At 69.5% G+C, this 18,564-nt stretch carries 16 protein-coding genes; 7 read left to right on the forward strand and 9 right to left on the reverse strand.

The features are described from left to right. Nucleotides 1–11 precede the first annotated feature (11 nt). The gene (locus LG388_RS17070) at nucleotides 12–1,205 is read left to right on the forward strand and encodes an isochorismate synthase MenF (protein WP_225783929.1); all 1,194 of its coding nucleotides are present in this window, start codon (nucleotides 12–14) and stop codon (nucleotides 1,203–1,205) included. A 16-nt stretch (nucleotides 1,206–1,221) separates the two neighbouring features. Then, nucleotides 1,222–1,872, forward strand: a complete 651-nt coding sequence (locus tag LG388_RS17075; protein ID WP_225783930.1) for an isochorismatase family protein — start codon at nucleotides 1,222–1,224, stop codon at nucleotides 1,870–1,872. Between the two features lie 346 nt (nucleotides 1,873–2,218). Here LG388_RS17075 and mdeB read toward each other — a convergent pair whose 3' ends face one another. Further along, a complete protein-coding gene (gene mdeB, locus LG388_RS17080; protein ID WP_225783931.1) occupies nucleotides 2,219–4,903 on the reverse strand; it encodes an alpha-ketoglutarate dehydrogenase in 2,685 nt (894 codons plus the stop codon). Between the two features lie 106 nt (nucleotides 4,904–5,009). On the opposite strand from mdeB, the gene LG388_RS17085 reads away from it, so the two are divergent. Continuing rightward, entirely contained in the window at nucleotides 5,010–5,492 is a 483-nt protein-coding gene (locus LG388_RS17085) for an Lrp/AsnC family transcriptional regulator (RefSeq protein WP_225783932.1), read from the forward strand. Between the two features lie 19 nt (nucleotides 5,493–5,511). Here the strand turns inward: LG388_RS17085 and LG388_RS17090 are convergent, their stop codons facing one another. The 3 genes from LG388_RS17090 to LG388_RS17100 all read right to left on the reverse strand — a co-directional run bounded on the left by LG388_RS17090 (nucleotide 5,512) and on the right by LG388_RS17100 (nucleotide 8,112). Next, a complete protein-coding gene (locus tag LG388_RS17090) occupies nucleotides 5,512–5,928 on the reverse strand; it encodes a hypothetical protein (protein WP_225783933.1) in 417 nt (138 codons plus the stop codon). Nucleotides 5,929–5,936: 8 nt separating this feature from the next. Next, nucleotides 5,937–6,953 carry a 1-aminocyclopropane-1-carboxylate deaminase gene (locus LG388_RS17095; protein WP_225783934.1) on the reverse strand — a complete coding sequence of 339 codons (1,017 nt, stop codon included), beginning with the start codon at nucleotides 6,951–6,953 and terminating at the stop codon, nucleotides 5,937–5,939. 190 nt (nucleotides 6,954–7,143) lie between these two features. Continuing rightward, nucleotides 7,144–8,112, reverse strand: coding sequence for a LysR family transcriptional regulator (locus LG388_RS17100; protein ID WP_225783935.1), 969 nt, complete (start codon nucleotides 8,110–8,112; stop codon nucleotides 7,144–7,146). A gap of 134 nt (nucleotides 8,113–8,246) precedes the next feature. Between LG388_RS17100 and LG388_RS17105 the strand changes: the two genes are divergently transcribed. The 4 genes from LG388_RS17105 to LG388_RS17120 all read left to right on the forward strand — a co-directional run bounded on the left by LG388_RS17105 (nucleotide 8,247) and on the right by LG388_RS17120 (nucleotide 12,439). Then, nucleotides 8,247–9,674: a M20 family metallopeptidase gene (locus LG388_RS17105; protein WP_225783936.1), complete on the forward strand. Its 1,428-nt coding sequence runs from the start codon at nucleotides 8,247–8,249 to the stop codon at nucleotides 9,672–9,674. After that, a complete protein-coding gene (locus tag LG388_RS17110) occupies nucleotides 9,671–10,180 on the forward strand; it encodes an Lrp/AsnC family transcriptional regulator (protein WP_225783937.1) in 510 nt (169 codons plus the stop codon). Before LG388_RS17105 ends, LG388_RS17110 begins: the two co-directional genes overlap by 4 nt. A gap of 241 nt (nucleotides 10,181–10,421) precedes the next feature. Then, nucleotides 10,422–11,396 carry a tripartite tricarboxylate transporter substrate binding protein gene (locus LG388_RS17115; RefSeq protein ID WP_225783938.1) on the forward strand — a complete coding sequence of 325 codons (975 nt, stop codon included), beginning with the start codon at nucleotides 10,422–10,424 and terminating at the stop codon, nucleotides 11,394–11,396. Between the two features lie 59 nt (nucleotides 11,397–11,455). Beyond that, nucleotides 11,456–12,439 (forward strand): class I SAM-dependent methyltransferase, encoded by a 984-nt coding sequence (locus tag LG388_RS17120; protein ID WP_225783939.1) that lies wholly within the window; start codon nucleotides 11,456–11,458, stop codon nucleotides 12,437–12,439. A 93-nt stretch (nucleotides 12,440–12,532) separates the two neighbouring features. Here LG388_RS17120 and LG388_RS17125 read toward each other — a convergent pair whose 3' ends face one another. The 5 genes from LG388_RS17125 to LG388_RS17145 all read right to left on the reverse strand — a co-directional run bounded on the left by LG388_RS17125 (nucleotide 12,533) and on the right by LG388_RS17145 (nucleotide 18,557). Continuing rightward, nucleotides 12,533–12,760: a hypothetical protein gene (locus tag LG388_RS17125; protein WP_225783940.1), complete on the reverse strand. Its 228-nt coding sequence runs from the start codon at nucleotides 12,758–12,760 to the stop codon at nucleotides 12,533–12,535. 164 nt (nucleotides 12,761–12,924) lie between these two features. Next, on the reverse strand, nucleotides 12,925–14,133 hold the full coding sequence (locus LG388_RS17130) for a M20 aminoacylase family protein (RefSeq protein WP_225783941.1): 1,209 nt from the start codon (nucleotides 14,131–14,133) through the stop codon (nucleotides 12,925–12,927). Between the two features lie 19 nt (nucleotides 14,134–14,152). Continuing rightward, the gene (locus LG388_RS17135) at nucleotides 14,153–15,145 is read right to left on the reverse strand and encodes a tripartite tricarboxylate transporter substrate binding protein (RefSeq protein ID WP_225783942.1); all 993 of its coding nucleotides are present in this window, start codon (nucleotides 15,143–15,145) and stop codon (nucleotides 14,153–14,155) included. Between the two features lie 213 nt (nucleotides 15,146–15,358). After that, nucleotides 15,359–17,344: a hypothetical protein gene (locus tag LG388_RS17140; RefSeq protein ID WP_225783943.1), complete on the reverse strand. Its 1,986-nt coding sequence runs from the start codon at nucleotides 17,342–17,344 to the stop codon at nucleotides 15,359–15,361. Nucleotides 17,345–17,516: 172 nt separating this feature from the next. Further along, entirely contained in the window at nucleotides 17,517–18,557 is a 1,041-nt protein-coding gene (locus LG388_RS17145) for an NAD(P)/FAD-dependent oxidoreductase (RefSeq protein ID WP_225783944.1), read from the reverse strand. Between the last annotated feature and the right edge of the window lie 7 nt (nucleotides 18,558–18,564).

The following is an 18,564-nucleotide window of genomic DNA, read 5'->3' on the forward strand; positions in this document are numbered from 1 at the left end:
GGGATCCGATCATGTCCACACCGGCCCTCGCCGATGTCGCCGAAGACGGCCGCGGCCATGTGCTGCTGCAATCGAAGGACGGCAGCCGCCTGACCGAAGGCGTGGCCGCCGTGCTGTCGCCGGCCCTGCCGGACCTGGGCGAGGCCGTGGCGCGGCATTTCGCCGCCCCTCTGGCCGTGGAGGCCGGCCTGCTGGCCGGCGCCTTGCCCTTCGACCGCGCGCAGCCCGCGCACCTGATCGCGCCGCAGCGCGTGGTCGACGCCGGCCCGGCGCAGGCCTGGCTGCAGCGCATGGCCGCGCAGGGCGCCGCGCCCGCGCCCTGGGCCCTCACGCCGCAGCCCACGCGGGCCCGCTACGAAGAGGCCGTCGCGCAGGCCTTGACGGCGCTGCGCGGTGCGGGGGAACTGCGCAAGGTGGTGCTGGCGCGCACGCTGCGCGCGCACAGCGCGCAGCCGGTCAACCCGTGGCGGCTGCTGCAGCGCCTGGCCGGCGATCCGGGCGTGATGCGCTACGTGGTGCCGCTGCCCGTGGCCGCCGGCGAGGCGCCGGCCTGGCTGGTGGGCGCGACGCCCGAGCTGCTGCTCTCGCGCCGCGGCGCGCGCATCGTGAGCGAGCCGCTGGCCGGCTCCGCGCCGCGCGTGGGCGACGCGGCGCAGAGCCAGGCCCTGGCCGAGGCGTTGCGCGGCTCCGCCAAGGACCAGCAGGAACACCGCTATGTCGTGCAAGCAATCGCCGACCTGCTGGCCCCGCTGTGCCGCCAGCTGCGCGTGCCCGATGCGCCCGCGCTGCATGCCACGGCCACCATGTGGCACCTGGGCACGCACATCGAGGGCGAGCTCAAGGATGCGTCGCCCGACGGCCTGCCCGCCGCATCGAGCGCCGCGCTGGCCGCGCTGCTGCACCCCACGCCGGCCGTGTGCGGCACGCCGCGTGCGCTGGCCGCGCAGGCCATCGCGCAGCTTGAAAGCGTGCCGCGCGGCTTCTATGCCGGTGCCGTGGGCTGGTGCGATGCGGCCGGCGACGGCGACTGGCATGTGGCGCTGCGCTGCGCGCGCGTGCAGGGCCATGAAGCGCGCCTGTTCGCGGGCGCCGGCATCGTGGCCGATTCGGTGCCCGCCTCCGAAGGCGCCGAGACGCGCGCCAAGTTCAACGCCATGTTGAATGCGCTGGAGCTGGACCTGTCGGCCCTGCCGGCCGACCTTTGATTGCTCTTTTCATCCAATGACCGATCCAACTGCCCGCAGCCTGCCTCGCATCCCGGCCTACGCGCTGCCGCGTGCCGATGAACTGCCCACGCCGCGCGGCCCCTGGCGCTTCGCTGCCGCGCGCGCGGCGCTGCTGGTGCACGACATGCAGGCCTACTTCCTGGCCGCGTACGGCGACGCGCCGCAGCCGCTGCCGGCCGTGGTCGCGAACATCGCGCGCCTGATCGCCGCCGCGCGCGCGGCCGGCGTGCCGGTCTTCTACACGGCGCAGCACGGCAACCAGGACCGGCGCGACCGGGGCCTGCAGGCCGACCTGTGGGGCCCGGGCATGCGCGCCATCCCCGAACATGAAAGCATCGTCGAAGCGCTGGCACCGCAGGCCGGCGACCATGTGCTGACCAAGCACCGCTACAGCGCCTTCCAGCGCAGCAACCTCGAGACGCTGATGCGCGTGCGCGGGCGCGACCAGCTGGTGATCTGCGGCGTGTATGCGCACATCGGCTGCATGGCCACGGCCGTGGAAGCCTTCCAGCGCGACATCGAACCCTTCTTCGTGGCCGACGCATTGGCCGACTTCTCGCGCGAGAAGCACGACCTGGCCGTGCAATGGGTGGCCGCGACCTGCGGCGTGCCGCTCACGGCGGATCAGTTGCTGGCGCAGTTCTGAATCGGACCTCCCTGGTCGTTGGCGCCTCTCAACCGTCCACAACGCCTTGCGGCCCAGGGCTGTGCGCGGGCGACTTGTGGGGTGGCGAGAAGCGCAGCGAAGCCGGTGTGCCCGCGCGAAGTCGCGCGGGCTTCGTGATCTGACTCATCGCGGCTGTCCGAGCGGAATGAACGCAGTGAATGCAGCGAGTTCCGCGATGCACCGGCTTCGCGAGCATCGCAGCGCAGTCGGCGCAGCCGACCACCCCGCCAGGAGCCCGCGCACAGTCCTGGGTCGCAAGGCGTCGCGCGCAACTTCAACTGTCAGCCGATTTCAGCCAGCAAAGCCCCGCATTTGGCGCTTTCGCTCAGCCCACCAGCCGCTTCGCCGCGTGCACGACGTGCGCCGCATCCACGCCGAAGAAGTCGCGCAGCGCCGCCCGCGTGTCGCTGCGCCCGAAGCCGTCGGTGCCCAGCGTGAGGTAGCGCCGGCCCGCGGGCAGGAAGGCGCGCACGCTTTCGGGCACGGCGCGCACGTAGTCGGTGGCGGCGATCACCGGGCCTTCGGTGCCGGCCAGCACCTTCGCGATGTGGGCGATGAAGGGCTCGCCCGCATCCGCCTCGCCCGCCAGCGCACGCGCCTCGCAGGCCTGCCCATCGCGCGCCAGCTCGCTCCAGCTCGTGACGCTGATCACCGTGGCTTCGATGCCTTCCAGCGCCAGTTGCTGCGCCGCCTTCACCACTTCGGTCAGGATGGCGCCGCTGCCCAGCAGCGTGACCCGGCGCGTGGCAGCCGGCGCGCCTTCGGGCCGCTGCCAGCCGTCGTAGCGCCAGGCGCCGCGCAGCAGGTCGGCATGCGCGGCCGCGGGCACGTCGGGCTGCGCGTAGTTCTCGTTCATCAGCGTGACGTAGTAGAAGACGTCCTGCTGCTCCACCAGCATCTCGCGCATGCCGGCGTCGACGATCACGGCCATCTCGCCCGCGAAGGCCGGGTCGTAAGCCTTGCAGTTGGGAATGGTTGCGGCCACCAGGTGGCTGCTGCCGTCCTGGTGCTGCAGGCCCTCGCCGCCGAGCGTGGTGCGGCCCGAGGTGGCGCCGAGCAGGAAGCCGCGTGCGCGCTGGTCGGCCGCGGCCCAGATCGCGTCGCCCACGCGCTGGAAGCCGAACATCGAGTAGTAAATGTAGAAGGGCAGCATGGCCAGGCCGTGCACGCTGTAGCTGGTGGCCGCGGCCGTCCAGCTCGCGATGGCGCCGGCCTCGCTGATGCCTTCTTCGAGGATCTGGCCGTCCAGCGCCTCGCGGTAACTGAGCACCGAGCCGATGTCCTCCGGCGCGTAGCGCTGGCCCACGCTGGAATAGATGCCCACCTGCTTGAACAGGTTGGCCATGCCGAAGGTGCGCGCCTCGTCGGCCACGATGGGCACGATGCGCGGGCCCAGCTGCGCGTCCTTGAGCAGGTTGCCCAGCAGGCGCACGAAGGCCATGGTGGTGCTCATTTCCTTGCCGGCAGCCTCGGTGGCGAACCTGGCGTAGCCGTCGAGCGCGGGCACGGGGACGATGTCGCAGGCCGTCTCGCGGCGCGGCAGCGCACCGCCCAGGGCGGCGCGGCGTTCGCGCAGGTAGCGCATCTCGGCGCTGTCCTCGGCGGGCTTGTAGAAGGTGAGCGACGTGGCCTGCTCGTCGCTGAGCGGCAGGTTGAATCGGTTGCGGAATTCGATGAGGTCGGCCTCATCCAGCTTCTTCTGCGAATGCGTGGTCATCTTGCCCTGGCCGGCCGCGCCCATGCCGTAGCCCTTCTTGGTATGGGCCAGGATCACCACTGGCTGGCCGCTGTGCGCGGCGGCCGCCGCGTAGGCGGCGTGGATCTTCACCAGGTCGTGCCCGCCGCGCTTCAAGCGGTCGATCTGCTCGTCGGTCATGCCCTGGGCCAGGCGCTGCAGCTCGGGGTTCTGGCCGAAGAAATGGTCGCGGTTGAAACGGCCGTCCTTGGCCGCGAAGGTTTGCATCTGGCCGTCCACCGTGTCGGCGAAGGCGCGCAGCAGGGCGCCTTGCGCGTCGCGCGCGAACAGGCCGTCCCAGTCGCTGCCCCACACCAGCTTGATCACGCGCCAGCCGGCGCCGGCGAAGAGCTTTTCCAGCTCGTCGATGATGCGGCCGTTGCCGCGCACGGGGCCGTCCAGGCGCTGCAGGTTGCAGTTGACCACCCACACCAGGTTGTCCAGCTTCTCGCGCGCGGCCAGCGTGAGGGCGCTCATGGATTCGGGCTCGTCCATCTCGCCGTCGCCGAACACGCCCCACACCCGTCGCTTGTCGATGGGTGTTTCATGTTCATTGCGGCCCTCGCAGTTCAGCAGGTTGCGGTGCGTGAGGTAGCGCATGAAGCGCGCGTGGTAGATGCTGCTGATCGGGCCGATGCCCATCGAGCCGGTGGGGAACTGCCAGAAGTCCGGCATCAGCCAGGGGTGCGGGTAGCTCGACAGGCCGCGCGCGCCTTTCTCTGACGCCGTGATTTCCTGGCGGTAGTGCGACAGGTCGGCCTCGGTGAGCCGCCCTTCGAGGAAGGCGCGCGCGTACACGCCCGGCGCGCTGTGCGGCTGGAAGAACACCAGGTCGCCGCCATGGCTTGCGGTGCGGCCATGGAAGAAATGGTTGAAGCCGGTCTCGAACAGGTCGGCTGCGCTGGCATAGCTGGCGATGTGGCCGCCCAGCTCGCCATAGGCCTGGTTGGCGCGCACCACCATCGCCAGCGCGTTCCAGCGCATCAGCGAGCCCAGCCGTTCCTCGATGGCCAGGTCACCCGGGAAGACCGGCTGCTGGTCTACGCCGATGGTGTTGGCATAGGGCGTGGCCAGCTCGGGCTGCCAGCCGATGCGGTGGGCGCGCGCCAGCCGCGCCAGCTCGTCGAGCATCCAGCGTGCGCGCGCCGGGCCTTGCGCCTCGATCAGCGCGGCATAGGCTTCGCGCCACTCGGCCGTCTCGCCGGGGTCGATGTCGTGGGCGTCGGCGGCCGTTTGCAGCAGACGCATCTGGTCGGGGGTGAGAGGGGCGTTCATGGCTGTCACTCTAGGCGGCGCGCAGCGGAATGAGGTGTTGAACTGAGGCGCCTTAGCGCTTGAAGGCGGAATAATCTGCTGCCAAACATGAGACTGACGGCATTTCATGAGCATGGACACGATCGACCTGCGCATCCTGGACGAACTGCAGCGCGATGGCGCGCTGTCGAACGTGGAGCTGGCGCGGCGGGTGCATCTGTCGCCCTCGCCCTGCCTGGCGCGCGTCAAGGCGCTGGAGGCGGCCGGCGTCATCGACCGCTACGTGGCGCTGTGCAGCGCGCCCGCGCTGGGGCTGGGGCTCAATGTCTTCATCTCGATCAGCCTCCGAACGCAGAGCAAGGAGTCGCTGGCCGATTTCGAGCGGCGCATCGCCGAGCACGAGGAGGTGATGGAGTGCTACCTGATGACCGGCGACAGCGACTACCTGATCCGCATCGCGGTGGCCGACATGGCGGCGCTGGAAAAATTCATCCTGGAACAGCTCACGCCGATCCCGGGCATCGAGAAGATCCGCTCCAGCTTCGCGCTCAAGCAGGTGCGCTACAAGACGGCGCTGCCGCTGCCTGGACCTGTGCCGCCTGCGCGCTGAGTCCGCAGCCATGGCCGGCTCAATCGACGGCCAGCGTGAGCCAATGGCCGGCGTGGGCCTGTGCCAGCTGCCACGCGGCCAGGGCGATGGCCTGCGGATCGCCGGCCTCGGCGCCCCACAGCCCCAGGTAAGCCCGGCCGGGCGGTGCGAAGGCGCGCAGCGATTCCGCCCGCGTGCGCTCCGCGTCGGTGATGACCAGCACCGGCCCGGGACTGGCGGCCATCCAGCCTTCGAGCGGGCTGTCCACGCGCTCGCGCTGCCCGCGCCGCCACAGCGTCTCGCAGGCGATGCTGGCTTCCAGTTGCGCCGACCAGTCGGCCAGATGGCGCAATTCGACCGTCAGGCCGTGGTCGCGCTCGAAGGCACGGGCGGCCGACTGCGCGGCGGCCAGCACGCCGGTCGCGCAGATCCATTGCATGTCCGGCGCGCGTGGCATGGCAGGCCTCAGCCGTTGCGGAAGATGTAGCTGTAGGCGCTCAGGGCCGGTGCGCCGCCCAGATGCGCGTAGAGCACGCGCGAGCCGGCCGGGAATTCGCCTTGGCGCACCTTCTCGATCATGCCGTGCATGGACTTGCCCTCGTACACCGGGTCGGTCAGCATGCCCTCGGTGCGTGCGCACAGGCGGATCGCCTCCAGCGTGCCTTCGCTGGGCAGGCCGTATTCGGGACCGCCGAAGCGCGTGTCGAGCACGACGTCCTTGTCGGTGATGTCGCGGTCCAGCTCGACGAGCTGGGCCGTGTTCTTGGCGATGCGCAGGATCTGGTCGAAGGTCTGCTGCGGCTTGGCCGAGGCGTCGATGCCGATCACGCGGTCGGCCCGGCCGTCGGCCGCGAAGCCCACCACCATGCCGGCCTGCGTGCTGCCCGTGACCGAGCAGACGACGATGTAGTCGAACTGAAAGCCCAGCTCCTTTTCCTGCTCGCGCACCTCTTCGGCAAAGCCGACGAAGCCCAGGCCGCCCCGGGGATGCTCGGAGCAGCCAGCCGGGATCGGGAAGGGCTTGCCGCCGGCGCGGCGCACGCTGTCCATCGCCTCTTCCCAGCTCTTGCGGATGCCGATGTCGAAGCCCGAGGCGTCCAGCCGCACGTCGGCGCCCATGATGCGCGAGAGCTCGATGTTGCCCACGCGGTCGTACACGGCGTCGGCGTAGTTGACCCAGTTCTCCTGCACCAGCACGCACTTCATGCCCAGGTGCGCGGCCACGGCGGCGACCTGGCGCGTCTGGTTGGACTGGATGCCGCCGATGGAGACCAGCGTGTCGTAGCCGCCCTCGATGGCTTCGGGGATCAGGTATTCGAGCTTGCGCGTCTTGTTGCCGCCGAAGGCCAGGCCGCTGTTGCAGTCCTCGCGCTTGGCGTAGAGCTGCACCTCGCCGCCCAGGTGGGCGCTCAGGCGCTTGAGCGGCTGGATGGGCGTGGGGCCGAAGGTCAGCGGATGGCGGGGGAATTTCTGCAGGTTCATGCGGGACTCCTGTATGTGACAAGCGGGTGATCGATGGCTCAAAGCATAGGAGCCATGCCCGGAAACAGGGTTGCGAAATCAGGGCTGCAGAAGGCCCGGAAATTTCTGAATGACCGGCGAAATGGGCGAATCGATGTGCGGGAATGGCTTCGTGCACAACAAAATTCCGTTTCTCCCTGAGCGCGCCATGTCAGCCCTTCCTGGTCCTCCTTTTCGCCACGGCCACCGGTGGGGCAGCGCTGCACGGTGCCGCCATGTGCGAGATCAGGAAATCGCGGAACACGCGCACGGGTTCGGGATGCGTGCGCTCGGGCCGCATCTGCACCTCGATGTCGCGCCCGCTGAAGGTGCGGTCGCGGATCGGCACGGCGCTGAGGCCTTCTTCGGCCAGCAGGCCGCGCACGGAAATCTCGCTGGCCAGCGTGACCGCATCGCGCAGCCGCACGAAGCGCAGCAGCGCGCCCACGTAGTTGCTCGTGAACACGGTGTCCACCGACACACGCTGCTTGATGCAGGCGATATCGAACAGCTGGCGCAGCGTGGTGTCGGTGCCCGGGAGCGCCATCGGGTGGCCCTGCAGTTGCGCCAGCGTGATCTGCTTGAGCGGGGCCAGCGGGTGGGTGCTGCGCATCACGGCCATGCCGGGTGCCGGCTGGCGGTGCGCGACCTTCACGTCGGTGTAGCCCACGCGGCTGTAGCTGAACACCACGCCGATGTCACAGGCCGCCTGGCGCACGCGCTGCGTGACCTCGGCCGGTGCGGCCACGCTGAGTTGAACCGAGACACCGCGGTGCTTGTCCAGAAACGCGTCGATCAGCGTGGGCAGGAACTGCAGCGCGAAGCCTTCCGAACTGGCGATGCGCACCTGGCCACTGCCCAGGCCCTGCAGCGCCTGCATGCTGGCGACGATGCGTTCGGCGTCGGCGCCGGACTTGCGCGCGTGCTCGGCCAGCAGTTCACCGGCCGGGCTCAGCGTCATGCCGCGCGGGCGGCGCTCGAACAGGGCCAGGCCCAGCGCCTCCTCGAGCCCCGCGATCTGCCGGCTCACGGCCGAGCCGGACACGTTGACGCGCAGCGCGGCCTCGCTGATCGAGCCGCAGCGCACCACCTCGAGGAAGTAACGCAAGGCGGTGCTCTGCAGCCGGTGGGAAGGATCCATGGGGTTCGTCCTGGGAAGCGCGGCGATTTGCCATTTTGGCAAACGATGCATCTGAATATTCTGCTTCTCGCAAGCACCGGGGCTCCCTACCATGCGCCCGTCCACCCCCTTTCCCGCAGGCTGGAGAACCCTCGATGAGCAGAGAACAGGCGCTGGCCGCTGCCGCGGCCCACTTCGACACAGGCCGCTTCCTCCACACGCTCTCGCGCCGCGTGGCGCTGCGCACTGAGAGCCAGACGCCTGAAGGCCGTCCCGTGCTGTGCGCCTACCTGGCCGAGGACATCACGCCTGAGTTGCAGGCGCTGGGTTTTTCCTGCCGCATCCTCGACAACCCGGTGGCCGGCGGCGGCCCCTTCCTGGTCGCCGAACGCATCGAGGCCGGGGCCGCATTCACCGTGCTGAGCTATGGCCATGCCGACGTGGTGCGTGGCCAGCAGGCCCAGTGGCGGGAAGGGCTGCACCCGTGGCAGCTGACGGTGGAGGGCGACCGCTGGTACGGCCGCGGCAGCGCCGACAACAAGGGCCAGCATACGATCAACCTGGCCGCACTGGCGCAGGTGCTGCGGGCACGCGGCGGCAGGCTGGGCTACAACCTCAAGCTGCTCATGGAGACCGGTGAGGAGATCGGCTCGCCCGGCCTGCATGCCTTCTGCACGTTGCACCGCGAGGCGCTGGCGGCCGACCTCTTCATCGCTTCGGACGGGCCGCGTGTGGCGGCGCCGCGGCCCACGCTCTTCCTGGGCTCGCGCGGCTTCTTCAACTTCCGCTTGAACGTGCACTTGCGTCCAGGCGGCCACCATTCGGGCAACTGGGGCGGCCTGCTGCGCAACGCGGGCACGCGCCTGGCGCACGCCATCGCCTGCCTGGTCGATGCGCAGGGCCGTGTGCGCGTGCCCGGCTTGCTCCCCGATGCGCTGCCGGACAACGTCCGCGCGGCGCTGGCGAGCATCGAGGTCGGCGGCGGGCCGACCGACCCACCGATCGACCCCGACTGGGGCGAGCCGGGCCTGACACCGACCGAGCGTGTCTACGGCTGGAACACGCTGGAGGTGCTGGCCTTCAAGACCGGCAACCCCGAGGCGCCGGTGGGCGCCATTCCGGGCGAGGCCTTCGCGCTGTGCCAGATCCGCTTCGTGGTCGGCACCGACAGCGCGCGCTTCGTCGACCACCTGCGCGCGCACCTGGACCAGCAGGGCTTCGATGATGTGGCCGTCGAGCCCGACGGCGAGGCCATGGCCGCCACGCGGCTGGACCCGGACGACCCTTGGGTGCACTGGGCGCTGGAGTCGCTGCGACGCAGCACCGGCAAGGCGCCCGCGCTGCTGCCCAACTTCGGCGGCTCGCTGCCCAATGACGTGTTCGCCGAGGGGCTGGGCCTGCCCACGCTGTGGGTGCCGCATTCCTACCCGGCCTGCAGCCAGCATGCGCCGAACGAGCACCTGCTGGGCAGCGTGGCCCGCGAGGGGCTGCAGACCATGGCCGGCCTGTGGTGGGACCTGGCCGAGCAGGGCCCGGCGCTGGCTGAGCAGCGGCGCGCGCGCCAGGAAGGTGTGGCCGTATGAGCACCAAACCCCGTCGACGCAGTGCCGCGGAAGCCGAACTGCCGCCGGCCGAGCTGGACCGCATCGACCGTGCCATCCTGCGCGCGCTGCAGCGCGATGCGTCCATCTCCAACGTGATGCTGGCGGCCAAGGTCAACCTCAGCGCGCCGGCCTGCCTGCGCCGCGTGGAGCGGCTCAAGGCCTCGGGGCTGATCAAGGGCATCGTCGCGCTGCTCAACCCCAAGCCGCTGAACGTGGGCATGCTGGTCATCATCGGCGTGGTGCTGGACCGCTCCACGCCCGAGTCCTTCACGGACTTCGAGAAGGCGGCGCAGAAGGTCTCCGGCTGCCTGGAATGCCATGTGGTCACCGGGGAGTTCGACTACATCATGATGCTGCGCACCCAGGACAACGACAGCTTCAACCGCCTGCACGCCGAACAGCTGCTGTACCTGCCGGGCGTGCGCCAGGTGCGGACCTTCATGGTGCTCAAGCAGGTGCTGTCGACCACGCAGTTGCCGATCTGACCACGCGGCCATAGCCCCGCTGGCCGCTGCCGGCTCCTGTGCTGCGGCGCCTGCGATTGCGGCCCATTCCCCCAGGGGCTGCGGCGCGCAGGCTTCACCCGAAGCGCCCTCGAGGCGCCTCTGCCTTCATCCAACGACCTTGTTCCCGCCGGTTGATCGTGGCCGGCCGCGCAGGCCTGCGCCTGCGCATTTGCACGATCCCCAGCCCCTTTTCCAACCCAAGCCCTCCAGGAGAGATCGCATGAAGAAAGTGTTTGCAAACGTCGTACGGCTGCTGCTGGCCGCTGCGCTCGCGGGTCCCGCACTCGGCTGGGCCCAGAACTACCCGGCGCGGCCGGTGCAGCTGGTGATTCCCTTCCCTCCCGGCGGCGCCGTGGACGTGGTGGGCCGGCTGGTGGCCCGGCACCTGGGCGAGCGCCTGGGCCAGGCCGTGGTGGCGGACAACCGCGCCGGCGCCGGGACCGTGGTGGGTGCAGCCGTGGTCGCCAACGCCGCCCCCGACGGCTACACGCTGCTCATCAGTTCCGGCTCCACCTTCACCATCAACCCGGCGCTCAACCCCAAGCTGCCCTACGACGCCATCAAGAGCTTCGAGCCGCTGGGCATGACGGCGCGCGTGCCGCTGATCCTGCTGGCGCATCCTTCGGTGGCGGCCAACGACTTCGCGCAACTGCTCACGGCCGTGCGCGCCGCGCCCGACAAGTTCGTCTACGGCTCCTTCGGCAGCGGCACCACCGGTCACTTCGCGGGCGAAATGCTCTGGGAGCGCGCGGGCGTGAAGCTGACCCATGTGCCCTACAAGGGCAGCGCCCCCGCGATGACCGACCTGATGGGCGGGCAGATCCCGCTGACGGTGGACACCGTGGCCGCTGCCTTGCCGCACCTGAAGGCGGGCAAGGTCAAGGCCATCGCCGTGCTGGGCGAACGCCGCGCGCCGCAGCTGCCGCAGGTGCCCACCATCGCCGAAGGCGGTTACCCCGGCTTCTCGGCCGATTCCTGGCTGGCGGTGGTGGCGCCGCGCGGGTTGCCGGCCGAGGTGCGGGCCCGGCTGCACCGCGAGATCGCGACCGTGGCGGCGGCACCCGAGGTGCATCAGGCGCTGGTCAACTCCGGCCTGCAGCCGGCCTACGAGTCGGGCGACGCGGTGGCGGCGCGCATCGAGGACGAACTGCCGCGCATGCGAGCGACGGTGCGGCGCGCAGGCATGGAGAACTGAAGGCGGTTCATCGGGGCGCCTGCCCGGGCGGCGGGCCCGTTTCATGGCACGCTCGCCCCATGCAAGCGCTTCTCGATGCCATTCGAACCCTTCAACCCCCGGCGGACGCCCAACGCCTGTTCCATGGCCGCGGCGGCCTGCACCCCGGCTGCGAACACCTGTCGCTCGATGCCTACCCGCCGGTCTTCGTGCTCACCAGCTTCCAGCCCCTGTCCGATGACGCCCTCGCCACATTCGGCGCCGCCCTGCAGGCGCGCTGGGCGCAGGTGGCACCGGGCGAGGCCCTGAACTGGGTCTACCAGTGCCGCCATGACGGCCGCAGCGACACCCGCCTGATGGCCGGGGCGGTGCCCGAGCCACACGAGGTGAGCGAGGACGGCGCACGTTTGCGCGTGCATGTGCTCAGGGGGCAGAACCACGGGCTCTTCCTGGACATGGCCGAAGGCCGCCGCTGGGTGCGCGCGCATGTCGCCGCACGCGCGGCAGAGAGCCCCCACGCGGGGTCGGAACTGAAGGTGCTGAACCTCTTCGCCTACACCTGCGCCTTTTCGGTGGTGGCGCTGCAGGCCGGCGCCCGGGAGGTGGTGAACCTGGACATGAGCCCGGGCGCCCTCGCCATCGGCCAGCAGAACCACCGGCTCAATGGCGTGGACGAAGGCGCGCGCTTCCTGGCCCATGACCTGTTCAAGTCCTGGGGCAAGGTCACGCGCCTCGGGCCCTACGGGCTGGTGATCGTCGATCCGCCCAGCTACCAGAAGGGCAGCTTCGTGGCGACCAAGGACTATGCGCGGCTGATCCGCCGCCTGCCCGAACTGCTGGTGCCCGGCGGCCATGCGCTGCTGTGCCTCAATGCGCCCGAGCTCGGCGCCGGCTTCCTGCAGGACCAGGTGCGCGGGCTGGCACCCGAGCTGCGCTTCGTGGAGCGCGTGCCGAATCCGGCCGTGTTCGCCGATGTGTCGCCCGAGCGGGCGCTCAAGGTGCTGGTGTACCGCAGCCCGACGCTGGAGGAAGCGGCCGCGGCGGCGAAAGGAGATGTGGCCTGAGCCGCCGGGTGCCATTCGGCAGCGCCCGCCGCGCCAGGGCGAGGCTCAGGGGGGAGCGGTGAGCCCGCGGCGCAGCGGCTGCCGCTGAATGCCTCAGTCGCGCGCGTCTGGCAGGCGCCGCTGCGCGCCACCCGTGTGCAGGGACTTGCGGCCCCAGGCCATAGCGCCGCGCTCCACCGCGTAGATCAGCGCCGCCACGGCGGCCATCACGGCCAGGCCGACGGCCCAGCCCTTGACGGCCCCGAGCAGCAGGCCGAGCGCGACGGCCCAGCTGTAGACGAACACGATGTCGTAGACGACATCCCACTTGAAGGCCCGCATGTCCGTTCTCCTTCAAGGCCCGCACGCTGGGCCTTGCGGTGCCTGGACCCCGGTGCCCGAACCGGGCAGCAGCGGCGCGCGTGCCGGTTCACTGTAGGGCAAGGCGGGGTGGCCGCCAAGAGGCGCGCGCCGACGCGCATCCGCCAGCGAGCGGACGGATCGGCTCAGGCGGTCGCGCACGGGCGCGCGAACCAGCGGCGCACCAGGTTCACGAACAGGCTCGCGCCCAGCGGCAGGATCTCGTCGTTGAAGTCGTAGCTGGGGTTGTGCACCACGCAGGGGCCGGCGCCGTGGCCGGGCAGGCGGTGGTCGCCGTCGCCATTGCCGATGAAGGCATAGCAGCCGGGCACCTGTTCCAGCATGAATGCGAAGTCTTCCGCCGCCATGATCGGGACCTGCGTGAGGATCTGCTCGGCCGGCAGCATCTGCGCCAGCACCTCGCGCACGAAAGCCGTCTCGGCCGTGTGGTTCACGGTCGAGGGGTAGTTGCGCTGGAAGTGGAAATCGCACTCGGCGCCGAAGACGGCGGCCGTGTGGGTGGCGATCTCGGCCATGCGGCGCTCGATGAGATCCAGCGTCTCGGCCGTGTACGCGCGCACGCTGCCCTGCACCACACACTCATCGGGAATCACGTTGGGCACGCTACCCGCGTGGATCATGGTGACCGAGATGACGGCCGTTTCCAGCGGCTTCTTGTTGCGCGTGATGATGGTCTGGAAGGCCTGGATCATCTGCAGCGCGGCCGGGATCGGGTCCACGCCCAGTTGGGGCATGGCCGCGTGGCCGCCCTTGCCGCGGATCACGGCCTTGAACTCGTTGTTGGACGCCAGCACAGGCCCGGGCGAGGCCGCCACGCTGCCCACCGGAATGCCCGGCATGTTGTGCATGCCGAAGACGGCTTCGCAGGGGAACTTCTCGAACAGGCCCTCGCGCATCATCTCGCGCGCGCCGCCGCCGTGCTCTTCGGCGGGTTGGAAGATCAGGTGCACGGTGCCGTCGAAGTCGCGGTGCTTCGCCAGGTGCTGCGCCGCGCCCAGCAGCATCGTCGTGTGGCCGTCATGGCCGCAGGCGTGCATCTTGCCCGCATGCTTGCTGGCATGTGCGAAGGTGTTGTGCTCGGCCATCGGCAGCGCGTCCATGTCGGCGCGCAGGCCGATGGCGCGCGGGCTGCTGCCGCCCGTCCCGACGATGGTGCCGACCACGCCGGTCCTGCCCAGGCCGCGGTGGATCGGGATGCCCCAATCCGTCAGCAGCTTGGCCACCAGGTCGGAGGTGCGCGTTTCCTCGAAGGCCAGTTCAGGGTGGGCATGGATGTCGCGCCGCACCGATTGCAGGAAGGCGGCCTGGGCGCTGATGTCGTCGATGAGTTTCATGGGAAGTGCAGGAAGAGGTTCAGTCGGCCTTGACGCCGATGCGCTGGAGCAGGGGCGTCCACAGCGTGCGGTCGTCGGCGATGCCCTGCGCGAAGGCCGCCGGGCTGGCATGGTAGGGCAGCGAGCCGTGGCTTTCAAAAGCGGCGGCCAAAGCCGGGTCGGCCAGCGCGGCGCCGATCTCGCGGTTCAGGCGTTGGACCACGGCGTCGGGCACGCCCGGGCGCGCGACCACGCCCAGCCACACCGCGCCTTCAAAACCCTTGTAGCCCTTGCTCTCGAAGGTGGGCTGGCCGGCGAAGGCCGCGCTCTTCACGGCCGGGCTCACGGCCAGCACCTTCAGCCGTCCATCCCTGACCATGGGCTCGATCAGCGAGGTGCCGGCCAGATAAATCTGCGTGTCGCCCGCGATGGTGGCAGTCAGCGCGTCGGGTCCGGTCTTGAAGGGCACGTGCGTGACGGCGATGCCGGCCTGCTGCTTGAACAGCTCGAACAGCACATGCGGCGGGCTGCCGTTGGAGGAGGAAGCGTAGTTGAGCTTGCCCGGCGCCTGCTTCGCCATCGTCACCAGGTCCTCGACCGTGTTCACGCCCAGCTTCGGATTCACGGCCAGCGCCATCGGAATGACCGAGATCGGACTCACGGCCTGCAGGTCCGTTTCCGGGTCGTAGGTGAGCTTGCTGAATACGTGCGGGTTCCACACCGCATGCGCGTTGGTGATGAGGGCCAGCGTGTGGCCATCGGCCGGCTGGCTCTTGAGCCACTGCATCGCCACCATGCCGCCCGCGCCGGGCTTGTTCTCGATCACCACCGGCTGCCCCAGCGCCACGCGCAGCTTGTCGGCCAGTGGGCGCGCGAAACTGTCGGGCAGGCTGCCGGCGCCGCCGTTGACGATCAGGGTGACGGTGCGGGTGGGGAAGGGGGCGGCGGCCTGCGTCGATGCCAGAGGGGTGGCCAGGGCCAGTGTGGCGAAAGGCAAGAAAGCGCGGCGGCGCAGCGTGTACGGGACGGTCATAGACTGAAGCTCTCGGACCGGGGTCGAGGTCGATGGATGATATTAGTTCTCATCTTTTGGCAGCGGTCATGTCCATCCGGACTCGGTGAGGAGACAACAACCTGCCCGGGGGTCTTTCAGTGAGTCTGCTGCGACGTCGCCGTCCCGAGTAACTCGTGTCGGTCCTCGGGGAGTGCAGCGGCGAAGGCTTTCCCATCAAAGACGGAAGCGCCATCAAGTGCGTTTGCGTCGGCGTATGGCTATCAGGAAAGCCATCAAGGGGAAGGCAATCACCATGGGCGAAGCCGGCGATGCATAGAGTACGTTGATGGACGGAATGGAGGTGGCCTCCAGATAAGCCAGCAGCACCGTGCGGACCGCGACCGCGGCGACACAGGCCAGCGCGACCGCCAGCATGAAGTCGGGGCGCGGCCGGCGCAGCCATTGCCAGGTGGCGATCAGCAGTACGACGGCCCCTGCCGCGGCCCCGAAAGGCCAGACTTGCAAGTAGGCTTTGGCAATTGGGCGAACCGCGTGCTGCAACCGGCGCTGCCGTGAGGTCACGGGATCGGTGCGATGGTCTACCCATGTGTCCACATGCATCTTGACGGTCGGAGTGTCGAGCAAGGAACCCGTGCCCATGTCGACGACGCTCGACTGTGTGCCTTGACGCGCGATCAGCCTGCATGCACCGGGTGCGCACGACGACACAAGATGGAAGCGACGCGCGGTCATGCCCGGGAACGCTTGCTCCACATCCGGTGCCTCGAGCAGCTGAAGCACCCACGGCTGGGGCGTTCCGTCCTTGGGTGCGAGCGAGAGCATCGGCAATGGGTCTGTGCCCGCGATCCAGCCCCGTAGTTCGAAGCGCTTCGCGTCCGGCAGCGCAACCGGTCCCACCATCTGCCGGAACCATTCGATGCGGTCTGGCGCACCATAGCTCGGATCGACACCGATCCTTCCATCGCCCAACCCCAGAAGCACCGGAAGAACCTGATGTGCTGCATGGAGTGTGGGCTGCAGGTCCTGCCAGGCCCACTCGGGTTTGAGCGAGTCGCGTGCGGCATTGCAGGGGATGACTCCTTGGTCACAGGCTTCATTGATTTCGCGGGTCAGGCGGTCGTAGAAAGCCATGGCGTCGGGAGCCGAACGGTAGTGGCCGGCCAGAGCGGTCGCATCCCGGAAGGCCCACATGAACCATCCAGAGAGAATGCCTGGACAGTCGGTGAGCGAGAGTTGGTTGCAGCCGATGCGTTGCCACGATCTGCCGCTGTCGCCTTCCAGAAAGGGTTGCAGTTCCCGTGCTGCGGAGCTCACCGCATAGGCGCGCTGGCGGGCATCCGCCGGGAACACGACATAGCGTACAGGCTGGTCATGCCGGATGCGCGCCAGAGCACCATAGGCTCGCGTGAAGCTCGGACTGTGAAACTCCGTACTTTGGAAGACGCCATAGCGCGACAGGTTGACGGCCTTGACGCCCTGGATCACGACCTGGGCAAAGACGGCCACCACCAGCATCGGAAAAAGAACTTGCGCCAGCATCGGAAGAAGGGCGGCGCGAGGCGCGGGGCAGCGCCGCCACAGCGAGCCCTGCTGCACCAGCTTCATGACCGCCAGCACAGCCAGTGCCGGCAGGATCCAGACGCCCTCTTCACGCGTCAGCCAGAACCCGCCGAAGACCAGGCCTGTCGAGGCGGCCAGCACGAATGTCCGGTGACGGGCGCGCTTGTGCGCGGGAAAGAGGAGCAGGCCCAGGAGCACGATCAGCGCCAGCGACTGGGACAGGTAAATCCCTTCACGGATGACGCGTGCGAGTTCCGGATGCCACAGCACGGGATTGAAGGCCAAGGCCGCGAACAAGGCCACGCCTGCCCAGGGCCGACGGGTGCGCTTGGCCACTTCGCTGGCCAGCAAGCCGCATACGGCCAGGTAAAGCAGTTGCTCGGCCAGCTTCAGTGGCAGCCCCAGTGCTCCCGTAATGCGGATGAACCAGGGATAGCCCATGCCCTTGGCGAGCGTCAGGTGATCGAAGGGCCCCAGCCACTGGTGCGCGGACAGCGCATAGGCGCCGCGCACGAACAGGGCGTCGTCGTAGCTGGCATCGGCGATGGCATGGACAGGAAAGCAGGTCCGCAACCAGAGACTGATGACCGCCAGAGCGCCGCACAGTAACCACATGGCTTGGGAGCCCTTCCACCAAGGGCCGTAAGCGCGTTGCATATCTGACTTCTACAGGTAATCGTGCGAGGGGCGTCGAGGTGCCGCGGCGCGAAGTGCGGCGGCCGGCGTGCCAGGCCTTTCAGGCCCGAAGGATTGAAGGACTGAAGGACTGAAGGACTGAAGGACTGAAGGACTGAAGTTTCGCCGCGTCGAAGACGCTTGGCGCAAAGCTTCATTCGCGGGCGGGCTTGGCCACCCCCAGCAACTCATGCAACCGCGTGCTCGTCGTCGTGTACTGCAGCGGCGGCACCTTGCCGTCGAAGACGATCTCGGCCGCCGCCCAGGCGGCCAGGGTGGCTTCGTGGAAGCCGCAGACGATGAGCTTGCGCTTGCCGGGGTAGGTGTTGATGTCGCCGACGGCGAACAGGCCGGGCTCCGCGGTCTGGAAGCGCGCGCTGTCGACGGGGATCTGCTTGCGCTCCAGCGCCAGTCCCCAGTCGGCGAGGGGGCCCAGGCGCGGCGAGATGCCCTGGCACACGACGAGCGCGTCGAGGGCCAGGCCCAGCGCCTGGTCCTCGGGGGTGGTGACGGACAGCGTGCGGCCGTCGAAGGCGTGGGGCTGGCCGATCACCAGCCGGATCGCGCCGGCATCGATCTGGGCGCGCAGCCGGGCCACGGTGGCGTCGTCGCCGCGGAAGGCGTCGCGCCGGTGCAGCAGCAGCACCTCGTGCGCGATGCCGACCAGGCCCAGGGCCGCGTTCACCGCGGCCTCTTCACCGCCATGCACCACCACGCGCTGCCCGGCGAAGGCCCGCAGGTCGCTCGGGTGATAGAAGAGTTGCCGCCCCTCGAAGGCGTCCATGCCCTGCAGGCTCATCTTCCTGGGCACGAAGGCGCCCACGCCCGCGGCGATGAAGACGGTTCGCGCCAGGAAGGTCTGGCCCGACGCGGCACCGGCGCGCCAGCGGCCGTCGGCCTCGCGCGCCAGGGTCTGCACTTGCGTGCCCAGATGCATCGGCACCTTGAACGGCGCGATCTGGCGCAGCAGCGAATCGGCCAGCGCGCGGCCCGTGGTGGCCGGCGTGCCCGGGATGTCGTAGATGGGTTTGTCGCCGTACAGCTCGACGCACTGGCCGCCCGCGTGGGGCAGGGCATCGACGATGTGGCAGCCGATTTCGAGCAGGCCCAGCTGGAAGGCCTGGAACAGCCCCACGGGACCGGCGCCGATGATCAGCGCGTCCGTGGGCAGGGGGGCGGGGTTGCTGCAGTTCACCGCCGCC

Source organism: Xenophilus sp. Marseille-Q4582, assembly GCF_916700565.1.
Taxonomy (GTDB): domain Bacteria; phylum Pseudomonadota; class Gammaproteobacteria; order Burkholderiales; family Burkholderiaceae_C; genus Xenophilus.

Excerpts from the sequence above, each read along its gene's own strand:
- LG388_RS17095 (WP_225783934.1), bottom strand. The coding sequence starts at position 6,953 with ATGAACCTGCAGAAATTCCCCCGCCATCCGCTGACCTTCGGCCCCACG.
- LG388_RS17070 (WP_225783929.1), top strand. The coding sequence starts at position 12 with ATGTCCACACCGGCCCTCGCCGATGTCGCCGAAGACGGCCGCGGCCAT.
- LG388_RS17135 (WP_225783942.1), bottom strand. The coding sequence starts at position 15,145 with ATGACCGTCCCGTACACGCTGCGCCGCCGCGCTTTCTTGCCTTTCGCC.
- LG388_RS17085 (WP_225783932.1), top strand. The coding sequence starts at position 5,010 with ATGAGCATGGACACGATCGACCTGCGCATCCTGGACGAACTGCAGCGC.
- LG388_RS17100 (WP_225783935.1), bottom strand. The coding sequence starts at position 8,112 with ATGGATCCTTCCCACCGGCTGCAGAGCACCGCCTTGCGTTACTTCCTC.
- LG388_RS17125 (WP_225783940.1), bottom strand. The coding sequence starts at position 12,760 with ATGCGGGCCTTCAAGTGGGATGTCGTCTACGACATCGTGTTCGTCTAC.
- LG388_RS17105 (WP_225783936.1), top strand. The coding sequence starts at position 8,247 with ATGAGCAGAGAACAGGCGCTGGCCGCTGCCGCGGCCCACTTCGACACA.
- LG388_RS17075 (WP_225783930.1), top strand. The coding sequence starts at position 1,222 with ATGACCGATCCAACTGCCCGCAGCCTGCCTCGCATCCCGGCCTACGCG.
- mdeB (WP_225783931.1), bottom strand. The coding sequence starts at position 4,903 with ATGAACGCCCCTCTCACCCCCGACCAGATGCGTCTGCTGCAAACGGCC.
- LG388_RS17130 (WP_225783941.1), bottom strand. The coding sequence starts at position 14,133 with ATGAAACTCATCGACGACATCAGCGCCCAGGCCGCCTTCCTGCAATCG.
- LG388_RS17120 (WP_225783939.1), top strand. The coding sequence starts at position 11,456 with ATGCAAGCGCTTCTCGATGCCATTCGAACCCTTCAACCCCCGGCGGAC.
- LG388_RS17140 (WP_225783943.1), bottom strand. The coding sequence starts at position 17,344 with ATGCAACGCGCTTACGGCCCTTGGTGGAAGGGCTCCCAAGCCATGTGG.
- LG388_RS17090 (WP_225783933.1), bottom strand. The coding sequence starts at position 5,928 with ATGCCACGCGCGCCGGACATGCAATGGATCTGCGCGACCGGCGTGCTG.
- LG388_RS17115 (WP_225783938.1), top strand. The coding sequence starts at position 10,422 with ATGAAGAAAGTGTTTGCAAACGTCGTACGGCTGCTGCTGGCCGCTGCG.
- LG388_RS17110 (WP_225783937.1), top strand. The coding sequence starts at position 9,671 with ATGAGCACCAAACCCCGTCGACGCAGTGCCGCGGAAGCCGAACTGCCG.